The 11,897-nt window shown below is 60.4% G+C and carries 8 protein-coding genes; 7 read left to right on the top strand and 1 reads right to left on the bottom strand.

The genetic code is table 11. The features are described from left to right. The first annotated feature begins 107 nt into the window (after positions 1 to 107). From lepA to pdxJ, 6 genes are all read left to right on the top strand, one after another. Complete coding sequence (gene lepA, locus FFS64_RS07280; RefSeq protein ID WP_008020289.1) at positions 108 to 1,907, top strand: translation elongation factor 4; 1,800 nt, start codon at positions 108 to 110, stop codon at positions 1,905 to 1,907. 5 nt (positions 1,908 to 1,912) lie between these two features. After that, positions 1,913 to 2,767 (top strand): signal peptidase I, encoded by an 855-nt coding sequence (gene lepB / locus FFS64_RS07275; RefSeq protein WP_137804801.1) that lies wholly within the window; start codon positions 1,913 to 1,915, stop codon positions 2,765 to 2,767. A gap of 184 nt (positions 2,768 to 2,951) precedes the next feature. Then, positions 2,952 to 3,641 carry a ribonuclease III gene (gene rnc / locus FFS64_RS07270; protein WP_095193756.1) on the top strand — a complete coding sequence of 230 codons (690 nt, stop codon included), beginning with the start codon at positions 2,952 to 2,954 and terminating at the stop codon, positions 3,639 to 3,641. Further along, entirely contained in the window at positions 3,634 to 4,536 is a 903-nt protein-coding gene (gene era / locus FFS64_RS07265) for a GTPase Era (RefSeq protein WP_007973959.1), read from the top strand. The genes rnc and era overlap by 8 nt, the downstream gene beginning before the upstream one ends. A gap of 164 nt (positions 4,537 to 4,700) precedes the next feature. Beyond that, the gene (gene recO / locus FFS64_RS07260) at positions 4,701 to 5,390 is read left to right on the top strand and encodes a DNA repair protein RecO (RefSeq protein ID WP_137804800.1); all 690 of its coding nucleotides are present in this window, start codon (positions 4,701 to 4,703) and stop codon (positions 5,388 to 5,390) included. Between the two features lie 49 nt (positions 5,391 to 5,439). After that, complete coding sequence (gene pdxJ / locus FFS64_RS07255) at positions 5,440 to 6,186, top strand: pyridoxine 5'-phosphate synthase (RefSeq protein WP_137804799.1); 747 nt, start codon at positions 5,440 to 5,442, stop codon at positions 6,184 to 6,186. Between the two features lie 66 nt (positions 6,187 to 6,252). Here the strand turns inward: pdxJ and mltF are convergent, their stop codons facing one another. Further along, on the bottom strand, positions 6,253 to 7,713 hold the full coding sequence (gene mltF / locus FFS64_RS07250) for a membrane-bound lytic murein transglycosylase MltF (RefSeq protein ID WP_137804798.1): 1,461 nt from the start codon (positions 7,711 to 7,713) through the stop codon (positions 6,253 to 6,255). A gap of 286 nt (positions 7,714 to 7,999) precedes the next feature. Here mltF and purL point away from each other — a divergent pair, with 286 nt between their 5' ends. Further along, entirely contained in the window at positions 8,000 to 11,896 is a 3,897-nt protein-coding gene (purL, locus tag FFS64_RS07245; RefSeq protein ID WP_137804797.1) for a phosphoribosylformylglycinamidine synthase, read from the top strand. The last annotated feature ends 1 nt before the right edge of the window (position 11,897 follow it).

Genomic DNA, 11,897 nt, shown 5'->3' with positions numbered 1-11,897 from the left:
TGTACGCGCCGTCTGACCTGCGAACGTGACGCTTGCGTCGTGGATCAGGTACAATTCCCGGCTATTTTTCGGCGGGCTATGCCTGCAGCCTTTTTGAGTGTTGATCCGTGAGTGATTTGAGTCATATCCGCAATTTCTCCATCATCGCCCACATTGACCATGGCAAGTCGACGCTGGCCGATCGCTTCATCCAGATGTGCGGCGGCCTGGCCGAGCGTGAAATGGAAGCCCAGGTGCTGGACTCCATGGACCTTGAACGCGAGCGCGGGATCACCATCAAGGCTCACAGCGTCACTCTGTATTACAAGGCCAAAGATGGTATCAACTACCAGCTGAACTTCATTGACACTCCCGGTCACGTTGACTTCACCTACGAAGTCAGCCGCTCGCTGGCGGCCTGCGAAGGTGCGCTGCTGGTGGTCGATGCCGGTCAGGGTGTGGAAGCACAATCGGTAGCCAACTGCTACACGGCGATCGAGCAGGGCCTGGAAGTGATGCCGGTGCTGAACAAGATCGACCTGCCACAGGCCGATCCAGAGCGCGTCAAGGAAGAAATCGAAAAAATCATCGGCATCGATGCCACCGACGCGGTCACCTGCTCTGCCAAGACCGGTCTGGGCGTCGATGAAGTACTCGAGCGCCTGGTGACCACCATTCCGGCGCCGACCGGCAACATCGAAGATCCGCTGCAAGCGTTGATCATCGACTCCTGGTTCGACAACTACCTGGGCGTTGTCTCGCTCGTTCGCGTTCGCCACGGCCGCGTGAAGAAGGGCGACAAGATCCTGGTCAAATCCACCGGCAAGATCCACCTGGTGGACAGCGTCGGTGTATTCAACCCGAAACATACCCCTACCGCCGACCTGAAGGCCGGTGAAGTGGGCTTCATCATCGCCAGCATCAAGGACATTCACGGTGCGCCAGTGGGCGATACCCTGACCTTGAGCTCGACGCCGGACGTCGATGTGCTGCCGGGGTTCAAACGCATCCAGCCGCAGGTTTACGCCGGCTTGTTCCCGGTCAGCTCCGACGATTTCGAAGACTTCCGCGAGGCCCTGCAAAAGCTCACCCTCAACGATTCGTCGCTGCAGTACACACCGGAAAGCTCGGATGCACTGGGTTTCGGCTTCCGTTGCGGCTTCCTCGGCATGTTGCACATGGAAATCATCCAGGAGCGCCTCGAGCGCGAATACAACCTGGACCTGATCACCACGGCGCCGACGGTAATCTTTGAGCTGCTGCTCAAGACCGGCGAGACGATCTACGTCGATAACCCGTCCAAGCTGCCGGACCTGTCTGCCATCGAAGACATGCGCGAGCCGATCGTGCGCGCCAATATCCTTGTGCCGCAAGAGCACTTGGGCAACGTCATTACCCTGTGCATCGAGAAGCGTGGCGTACAGGTCGATATGCTGTTCCTCGGCTCACAGGTGCAAGTGACCTACGACCTGCCGATGAACGAAGTGGTGCTGGACTTCTTTGACCGTCTGAAATCCACCAGTCGCGGCTATGCTTCTCTGGACTACCATTTCGATCGTTATCAATCGGCTAGCCTGGTGAAGCTGGACGTGCTGATCAACGGCGACAAGGTCGACGCTCTGGCGCTGATCGTGCACCGTGACAACTCGCACTACAAAGGTCGCCAGTTGACCGAGAAGATGAAAGACCTGATTCCGCGGCAGATGTTCGACGTGGCAATCCAGGCCGCCATTGGCGGTCAGATTGTGGCGCGTACAACCGTCAAGGCACTCAGAAAGAACGTATTGGCCAAATGCTACGGTGGTGACGTCAGCCGTAAGAAAAAGCTGCTGGAAAAGCAAAAGGCCGGTAAAAAACGCATGAAGCAGGTCGGCAACGTGGAAATTCCACAAGAAGCCTTCCTTGCGGTGCTCAGGTTGGATAGCTAGGTCCTATGTCACTAAATTTCCCGCTGTTGCTGGTCATCGCCGTGTTCGTCTGCGGCCTGTTGGCGTTGCTCGATGTGCTGTTCCTGGCGCCGCGTCGGCGGGCCGCCATTGCCTCCTATGAGGGCAGCGTCAGCCAGCCTGACATGGTGGTGGTCGAGAAACTGAACAAGGAGCCGTTGCTGGTCGAGTACGGCAAATCGTTCTTCCCGGTGTTGTTCATCGTTCTGGTGCTGCGTTCGTTCCTGGTGGAGCCCTTCCAGATTCCGTCCGGCTCGATGAAGCCGACCCTGGACGTCGGCGATTTCATCCTGGTGAGCAAGTTTTCCTACGGGATCCGCCTGCCGGTGATCGACAAGAAAGTCATCGATGTCGGTGAGCCACAACGCGGTGATGTGATGGTGTTTCGCTATCCGAGCGATCCGAACGTCAACTACATCAAGCGTGTCGTTGGCTTGCCGGGTGATCAGGTTCGTTACACCGCCGACAAGCGTCTGTTCGTCAACGGTGAGTCGATTGCCGAGCAACTGGTCGGCTCCGAGCCGGGCACGCTGGGCAGCGCCGAGCTCTACAAGGAAAAACTCGGTGTCGCCGAGCACATGATCCGCAAGGAAATGAGCCGCTACCGCGCAACGCCGGACCGTTCGTGGACCGTGCCTGCCGGGCACTACTTCATGATGGGCGACAACCGCGACAACTCGAACGACAGTCGCTACTGGGATGATCCGAGCATTCCCAAGGATCTGCTGGGCATGGTTCCCGACAAGAATATCGTCGGCAAGGCCTTTGCAGTCTGGATGAGCTGGCCGGAACCCAAACTCAGTCACCTGCCGAATTTCTCGCGGGTTGGCCTGATCCAGTAATCAAACACGGCGCTGTTGAACACAGCGCCGAATGCATTTCTGGAGTCGACAGATTCGGCGCCGGAAGCATGAAGCCAATGATATTCAGGACGTTATTTTTGAACACAGCGTTAATTGTCCCAAGCCTGCGCCGACTCTCGGCGATGGCGGTGGAATCCAACCACGAACTCAGCGTGGGTAAACCGTGAGCGTCTCTTTAAGCCGTCTCGAGCGTCAGCTCGGTTACACCTTCAAGGATCAGGAACTGATGGTCCTGGCCCTGACTCACCGCAGCTTTGCCGGGCGTAACAACGAGCGCCTGGAATTCCTCGGTGACGCCATTCTCAACTTCGTCGCCGGCGAGGCGCTGTTCGATCGCTTCCCGTTGGCCCGCGAAGGCCAGTTGTCGCGTTTGCGCGCGCGTCTGGTGAAAGGTGAGACCCTGGCCGTGCTGGCCCGTGGTTTCGATCTGGGCGAATACCTGCGCCTGGGTTCGGGCGAGCTGAAAAGCGGCGGTTTCCGTCGCGAGTCGATCCTGGCCGATGCGCTTGAAGCGCTGATCGGAGCGATCTACCTGGACGCCGGCATTGAAGTGGCACGCGAGCGTGTACTGGCCTGGCTGGCTGGTGAGTTCGAAGGCCTGACGCTGGTCGACACCAACAAGGATCCGAAAACCCGCCTGCAGGAATTTCTGCAGTCCCGTGGTTGTGAGCTGCCGCGTTACGAAGTGGTGGATATCCAGGGTGAACCGCATTGCCGGACGTTCTTCGTCGAATGCGAGATCATCCTATTGAATGAAAAAAGCCGAGGTCAGGGTGTGAGCCGCCGTATTGCCGAACAGGTAGCGGCCGCCGCAGCACTGATTGCCCTGGGTGTGGAGAATGGCAATGACTGATACAAACGCAACTCGCTGTGGCTATGTTGCCATCGTCGGCCGTCCGAACGTGGGCAAGTCCACGTTGCTGAACCACATCCTGGGTCAGAAGCTGGCGATCACCTCGCGCAAACCGCAAACCACCCGTCACAACATGCTCGGCATCAAGACCGAAGGCGACGTGCAGGCGATCTACGTCGACACGCCCGGCATGCACAAGGGTGGCGAGAAAGCCCTGAACCGCTACATGAACAAGACCGCTTCGGCAGCGTTGAAAGACGTCGACGTGGTGATCTTCGTGGTTGATCGCACCAAGTGGACCGAAGAAGACCAGATGGTCCTCGAGCGCGTGCAATACGTGACCGGCCCGCTGATCGTCGCCCTGAACAAGACCGACCGCATCGAGGACAAGGCCGAGCTGATGCCGCACCTGTCCTGGTTGCAGGAACAGCTGCCGAACGCACAGATCATCCCGATCTCGGCTCAGCACGGGCACAACCTCGATGCGCTGGAGCGTGTGATTGCCGAGCACCTGCCGGAAAACGATCACTTCTTCCCGGAAGACCAGATCACCGACCGCAGCAGCCGCTTCCTTGCTGCCGAGCTGGTGCGTGAAAAAATCATGCGTCAGATGGGCGCCGAGCTGCCATACCAGATCACCGTTGAAATCGAAGAGTTCAAGCAACAGGGCAAAACCCTGCACATTCATGCCTTGATCCTCGTCGAGCGTGATGGCCAGAAGAAAATCATCATTGGCGACAAGGGCGAGCGCATCAAGCGCATCGGTACTGAAGCGCGCAAGGACATGGAGCTGCTGTTCGACTCCAAGATCATGCTTAACCTTTGGGTGAAGGTTAAGGGTGGCTGGTCCGACGACGAGCGTGCGCTGCGTTCGCTGGGCTACGGCGACTTGTAAACCCTGCCGTGCTGCACCGTAGAACCCTGTGGGAGCGGGCTTGCCCGCGATGAGGATGTAACATTCAGCACAAAGGTTGAATGTTACTCCGCCATCGCGGGCAAGCCCGCTCCCACATTAGGTCTGTGTTGATTTCAAGGCAGCACTCCTCCAGCGAGACTCCCATGTCCCAATCTCAGCCAATCGGCCAACCCGCCTACGTCCTCCACAGCCGCGCCTACCGCGAAAGCAGTGCCCTAGTGGACTTCCTGACGCCGCAAGGTCGGCTGCGGGCAGTGTTACGCAGTGCGCGGGGCAAGGCGGGGACGCTTGCCCGGCCGTTCGTACCGCTGGAAGTCGAGTTTCGGGGGCGTGGCGAGCTGAAGAACGTCGGGCGCATGGAAAGTGCCGGCGTATCCACCTGGTTCAATGGCGAGGCGCTGTTCAGTGGTCTGTATCTCAACGAACTGCTGATCCGCCTGCTGCCCGCCGAAGACCCTCATCCCGGCGTATTCGATCATTACGCCGCGACCTTGTTGGCCCTGGCCGAAGGGCGACCACTGGAGCCGTTGTTGCGTTCGTTCGAGTGGCGACTGCTCGACGACCTCGGCTACGGCTTTGCTCTCAATGCCGACATTCATGGCGAGCCCATCACCCCGGACGGTCTTTATCGCTTGCAAGTGGATGCCGGGCTGGAACGGGTTTATCTGCTGCAACCGGGTCTGTTCAATGGCGTCGAGTTGCTGGCCATGGCCGAAGCCGACTGGTCCGCTCCTGGTGCGCTGTCCGCAGCCAAGCGTTTGATGCGTCAGGCGTTGGCGGTGCACCTTGGTGGCCGGCCACTTGTCAGTCGCGAGCTGTTTCGCAAGCCCTGATCACCCCGTATGCTGTGCACCGAACTTTCTCTACTTCTGGAGCGCTTCCGTGACCACCAGCACCCGCATTTTACTTGGCGTGAACATCGACCACGTTGCCACCCTGCGTCAGGCCCGGGGAACACGCTACCCGGACCCGGTCAAGGCAGCACTGGATGCGGAAGAGGCGGGCGCTGACGGTATTACCGTTCACCTGCGTGAAGACCGCCGGCACATTCAGGAGCGCGACGTGCTGCTGCTCAAGGATGTGCTGCAAACACGCATGAACTTCGAAATGGGCGTCACCGAAGAAATGATGGCGTTTGCCGAGCGTATCCGTCCGGCGCACATTTGCCTGGTACCGGAAACCCGTCAGGAGCTGACGACCGAAGGTGGTCTGGATGTGGCGGGTCAAGAGGCGCGGATCAAGGCCGCTGTGGAGCGCCTGTCGAAGATCGGTTCTGAAGTGTCACTGTTTATTGATGCCGATGAACGGCAGATCGAAGCTTCTCGCCGTGTCGGTGCCCCGGCCATCGAGCTGCACACCGGGCGTTATGCCGACGCCGAGACGCCCACCGAAGTGGCTGAAGAACTCAAGCGTGTCGCGGACGGTGTGGCGTTTGGCCTGGCCCAGGGGCTGATCGTCAATGCCGGCCACGGTCTGCATTATCACAACGTCGAAGCCGTCGCCGCGATCAAGGGCATCAACGAACTGAACATCGGCCATGCACTGGTGGCTCATGCGTTGTTTGTCGGGTTCAAGTCGGCTGTTTCGGAGATGAAGGCGCTGATTCTGGCGGCTGCACTGAAAGGCTGAAGGTGAACGCAAAACCAATGTGGGAGCCAGCAGGCTGGCTCCCACATTTGATTGAAAGTGTCGGGATCAGAGGGGGGCGGGCTCCTGGGCCGGCTTGGTCTTGTCGATTCCCGGCACATGCAATTTGCCCTCGGCCACCTGGTCGCCTTCAAGCTGCGGCTGCGTGACCCAGGTCAGGATGTCGTAGTAACGACGGATGTTCGCCACGAAGTGCACCGGCTCACCGCCTCGGGCGTAGCCGTATCGGGTTTTGCTGTACCACTTCTTCTCGGACAGGCGCGGCAGGATTTTCTTCACGTCCAGCCACTTGTCCGGGTTCAGACCTTCCTTGGCCGCCAGTTTGCGCGCGTCATCCAGATGACCGCCGCCAACATTGTAGGCCGCCAGGGCGAACCAGGTGCGATCCGGTTCCTTGATCGAGTCGTCCAGCTGATCTTTCACGTAGGCCAGGTACTTGGCGCCGCCCATGATGCTTTGCTTGGGGTCGAGGCGGTTGGACACACCCATGGCCTGTGCGGTGTTCTGGGTCAACATCATCAGGCCGCGCACCCCGGTCTTGGAGGTGACGGTCGGTTGCCACAGGGATTCCTGATACCCGACCGCCGCCAACAGGCGCCAGTCGACTTTCTCTTTCTTGGCGTACGCCTTGAAGTGCTGTTCGTATTTGGGCAGGCGCTGCTGCAAGTGTTGGGCAAACGTGGTGGCGCCCATGTAGCCAAGGACGTCGACATGCCCGTAGTAGCGGTCCTTGAGGCGTTGCAACGTGCCGTTTTTCTTGACCTTGTCGAGGTAGTCGTTGATTTCGTTCAGCAGGCTGTTGTCGTCGCCGGCGGCCACCGCCCAGCTCTGGTTGTTGGCATCACCCAGGTCAAAGGCGACCCGGATATTGGTGAAATACACCTGGTTCATCGCGACTTCATTGGAGTCGACCAGCGTCAGGTCGACCTGACCTTCGTCCACCATGCGCAGGAGATCAACGACCTCGACCGCGTCGGACTCTTCGTATTCGATGCCGGGAAATTTCTTTTTCAGCTGCGCCAGTTGCTCGGCGTGCGTGCTGCCCTTGAGTACCATGATCTTCTTGCCCACCAGATCCTTCGCGTCGGTAGGGCGCGACTGGCCGTTGCGATAGATGATCTGCGGGGTGACTTCCAGATAAGAGTGGGAAAACCGCACCTGCTTCTTGCGTTCTTCGCTGCTGACCAGGCCGGCAGCCGCCAGAACCGGTCCGTTGGGCTTGCCCACCTGATTGAACAGGTCGTCGAGGTTGTCGGCGGTCTCGATTTTCAGCTCGACCCCCAGATCGTCGGCGAAGCGCTTCACCAGCTCGTATTCGAAGCCGGTTTCACCGTTGCGATCCTGAAAGTAGGTGGCGGGACTGTTACGGGTAACCACCCGCAGCACACCATCCTCCTTTACGCGCTCCAGCGTGTTGGGTTTATCAACACAGCCACTGAGCATCAGGAAGAGTCCGGTTGCGATCAGCCATTTGGCGTACCGCGGACGCAAAGCCGTTGGGGAAAACATTTGCGCAGTATACGCAAAGGACCACGAGCGCCATATCTCGACAGCAAAGGGCTAGTCTGCTAGGGCAGGGGAAACCGCTGTGGAGCCCGCAGGAATGGGCTCTGGCGACATTTTGTGACGGTAAAAATATCCCGTCACAATCGCCCCGATCAACGCTGGCGAACGGTCCGGAAAGCCGGGCCGACGCCCGGGTGCAACCGCGTGTAGCGTTTCGGGTGATGTCGCGGGCTGTTTAGGCTAGAATGCACGGCCTCAAAGCACACCCCTTCCCGAGGCTGTCCCGAAGATGTTGATCCTGCGCGGCGCTCCTGCCCTTTCTGCCTTTCGCCACAGCAAACTCCTTGAGCAACTGAGCCAGAAGGTCCCGGCTGTCAGTGGCTTGTATGCTGAATTCGCTCACTTCGCCGAAGTCACCGGCGTCCTGACCGGCGACGAACAGCAGGTGCTCGCGCGCCTTCTGAAGTACGGTCCAAGCGTTCCGGTCCAGGAGCCGACCGGTCGTCTGTTCCTGGTGCTGCCGCGTTTCGGCACCATCTCGCCGTGGTCGAGCAAGGCCAGCGACATCGCTCGCAACTGCGGCCTGACCAAGATCCAGCGTCTGGAGCGCGGCATCGCCTTTTATGTAGCCGGCCAGTTCAGCGACGCTGACGCCCAGCTTATTGCTGAAGGGCTGCACGACCGCATGACCCAGATCGTCCTGGGCAACCTGGAACAAGCCGCTGGCCTGTTCAGCCACGCCGAACCCAAGCCACTGACCGCAATCGACGTGTTGGGTGGCGGCCGCGCCGCGCTGGAAAAAGCCAACACCGAGCTGGGCCTGGCCCTGGCCGAAGACGAGATTGATTACCTGGTCAACGCCTTCGTCGGCTTGAAGCGCAACCCGCACGACATCGAACTGATGATGTTCGCCCAGGCGAACTCCGAGCACTGCCGTCACAAGATCTTCAACGCCAGTTGGGACATCGACGGCCAGAGCCAGGAAAAAAGCCTGTTCGGCATGATCAAAAACACCTACCAGATGCACAACGAAGGCGTGCTGTCGGCTTACAAGGACAACGCTTCGGTGATCGTCGGTTCCGTGGCCGGGCGTTTCTTCCCGGACCCTGAAACCCGCCAGTACGGCGCGGTGCAGGAACCGGTGCACATCCTGATGAAAGTCGAGACCCACAACCACCCGACCGCGATTGCCCCGTTCCCGGGCGCATCCACCGGTTCCGGTGGCGAGATCCGTGACGAAGGCGCGACCGGTCGTGGCGCCAAGCCGAAAGCCGGCCTGACCGGTTTCACCGTGTCCAACCTGCAGATCCCGGGTTTCGAACAGCCGTGGGAAGTGCCGTACGGCAAGCCCGAGCGCATCGTCACCGCACTGGACATCATGATCGAAGGCCCGCTGGGCGGCGCTGCGTTCAACAACGAATTCGGCCGTCCGGCGCTGACCGGTTACTTCCGTACTTTCGAACAGTCCATCACCACGCCTCATGGTGATGAAGTTCGCGGTTACCACAAGCCGATCATGCTGGCCGGCGGCATGGGCAACATCCGTGAAGAACACGTCCAGAAAGGCGAGATCGTCGTCGGCTCCAAGCTGATCGTACTCGGCGGCCCGGCGATGCTGATCGGCCTGGGCGGCGGCGCGGCTTCCTCCATGGCCACCGGCACCAGCTCGGCGGACCTGGACTTCGCTTCGGTACAACGCGAAAACCCGGAAATGGAGCGTCGCTGCCAGGAAGTCATCGACCGTTGCTGGCAACTGGGTGACAAGAACCCGATCAGCTTCATCCACGACGTGGGCGCGGGCGGCCTGTCCAACGCCTTCCCGGAACTGGTCAACGACGGCGACCGTGGTGGCCGTTTCGAACTGCGCAACATTCCAAACGACGAGCCGGGCATGGCCCCGCACGAAATCTGGAGCAACGAATCCCAGGAACGTTACGTGCTGGCTGTCGGCCCGGCTGACTTCGAGCGCTTCAAGGCGATCTGCGAACGCGAGCGTTGCCCGTTCGCCGTAGTCGGCGAAGCCACCGCCGAGCCGCAGCTTACTGTAACGGATAGCCACTTCGGCAACAGCCCGGTGGACATGCCGCTGGAAGTGCTGCTGGGCAAGGCTCCGCGCATGCACCGTTCGGTGGTTCGTGAAAACGAGCTGGGTGACGATTTCGATCCGTCGACCCTGAACATCGCCGACTGCGTCGAGCGTGTTCTGCATCACCCGGCCGTGGCGAGCAAAAGCTTCCTGATCACCATCGGCGACCGCACCATCACCGGCCTTGTTGCCCGTGATCAGATGGTCGGCCCGTGGCAGGTTCCGGTGGCCGACGTTGCCGTCACCGCCACCAGCTTCGACGTCTACACCGGTGAAGCCATGGCCATGGGCGAGCGGACTCCGCTGGCGCTGCTGGATGCTCCGGCGTCGGGTCGCATGGCCATCGGCGAAACCCTGACCAACATCGCGGCTTCGCGCATCGGCAAGATCTCCGACATCAAGCTGTCGGCGAACTGGATGTCCGCCGCCGGTCACCCGGGTGAAGACGCGCGTCTGTACGACACCGTCAAAGCAGTCGGCATGGAGCTGTGCCCTGAGCTGGGTATCACCATTCCGGTGGGCAAGGACTCGATGTCCATGGCCACCCGCTGGAACGATGACGGCGTGGACAAGGCGGTGACTTCGCCAATGTCGCTGATCGTGACCGGTTTCGCGCCAGTGACTGACATCCGTCAGACCCTGACCCCGCAACTGCGCATGGACAAGGGCACCACCGACCTGATCCTGATCGACCTGGGTCGCGGCCAGAACCGCATGGGTGCCTCGATCCTTGCCCAGGTTCACGGCAAGCTCGGCAAGCAAGCTCCAGATGTCGATGACGCCGAAGACCTGAAAGCCTTTTTCGCCGTGATCCAGGGCCTCAACGCCGACGGCCACCTGCTGGCTTACCACGACCGTTCCGACGGTGGTTTGCTGACCAGCGCCGTGGAAATGGCCTTCGCCGGTCACTGCGGCCTGAGCCTGAACCTCGACGGCGTGGCGGAAACCTCGGCGGACATCGCCGCGATCCTGTTCAACGAAGAACTGGGCGCCGTGATCCAGGTTCGCCAGGACGCTACCCCGGACATCCTCGCGCAGTTCAGCGCTGCCGGTCTGGGCGAGTGCGTGTCGGTGATCGGTCAGCCGATCAACAACGGCGAAATCAGCATCACTTTCAATGGCGACACCGTATTCGAAGGCCAGCGTCGTCTGCTGCAACGCCAGTGGGCCGAAACCAGCTACCAGATCCAGCGTCTGCGTGACAACGCCGACTGCGCCGATCAGGAATTCGACGTGCTGCTGGAAGAGGACAACCCGGGCCTGAGCGTCAAGCTCAGCTACGACGTCAACCAGGATGTCGCCGCGCCTTACATCAAGAAAGGCATTCGTCCACAGGTTGCCGTGCTGCGTGAGCAGGGCGTCAACGGTCAGGTGGAAATGGCGGCGGCGTTCGACCGTGCCGGTTTCAACGCGATCGACGTGCACATGAGCGACATTCTGGCCGGCCGTGTCGACCTGAACGAGTTCAAGGGCCTGGTGGCCTGCGGCGGTTTCTCCTACGGCGACGTACTGGGTGCCGGTGAAGGCTGGGCCAAGTCGGCGCTGTTCAACAGCCGTGCCCGCGATGCGTTCCAGGGCTTCTTCGAACGTAACGACAGCTTCACCCTCGGCGTGTGCAACGGTTGCCAGATGATGTCCAACCTGCACGAGCTGATCCCGGGCAGCGAGTTCTGGCCGCACTTCGTGCGTAACCGTTCCGAGCAGTTCGAAGCCCGTGTGGCGATGGTGCAGATCCAGGAATCGAACTCGATCTTCCTGCAAGGCATGGCCGGTTCGCGTATGCCGATCGCCATCGCCCACGGTGAAGGCCATGCCGAGTTCGCCAGCGAAGAAGCACTGCTGGAAGCCGATCTGTCCGGTTGCGTGGCGATGCGTTTCGTCGACAACCACGGCAAGGTCACCGAAAACTACCCGGCCAACCCGAACGGCTCGCCGCGCGGGATCACCGGTTTGACCAGCCGCGACGGTCGCGTGACCATCATGATGCCGCACCCGGAGCGCGTGTTCCGTGCCGTGCAGAACTCGTGGCGTTCGGACGACTGGAACGAAGACGCACCTTGGATGCGTATGTTCCGTAATGCCCGAGTCTGGGTAAATTAAG

The organism is Pseudomonas sp. G(2018), from assembly GCF_005502415.1.
Lineage (GTDB): Bacteria > Pseudomonadota > Gammaproteobacteria > Pseudomonadales > Pseudomonadaceae > Aquipseudomonas.
This window is presented reverse-complemented; position numbering and strand designations above follow the sequence as displayed.

What these genes read in the sequence shown, in the direction of transcription:
- purL (WP_137804797.1), top strand. Translation starts at nt 8,000, where the DNA reads ATGTTGATCCTGCGCGGCGCTCCTGCCCTTTCTGCCTTTCGCCACAGC.
- mltF (WP_137804798.1), bottom strand. Translation starts at nt 7,713, where the DNA reads ATGTTTTCCCCAACGGCTTTGCGTCCGCGGTACGCCAAATGGCTGATC.
- lepB (WP_137804801.1), top strand. Translation starts at nt 1,913, where the DNA reads ATGTCACTAAATTTCCCGCTGTTGCTGGTCATCGCCGTGTTCGTCTGC.
- era (WP_007973959.1), top strand. Translation starts at nt 3,634, where the DNA reads ATGACTGATACAAACGCAACTCGCTGTGGCTATGTTGCCATCGTCGGC.
- recO (WP_137804800.1), top strand. Translation starts at nt 4,701, where the DNA reads ATGTCCCAATCTCAGCCAATCGGCCAACCCGCCTACGTCCTCCACAGC.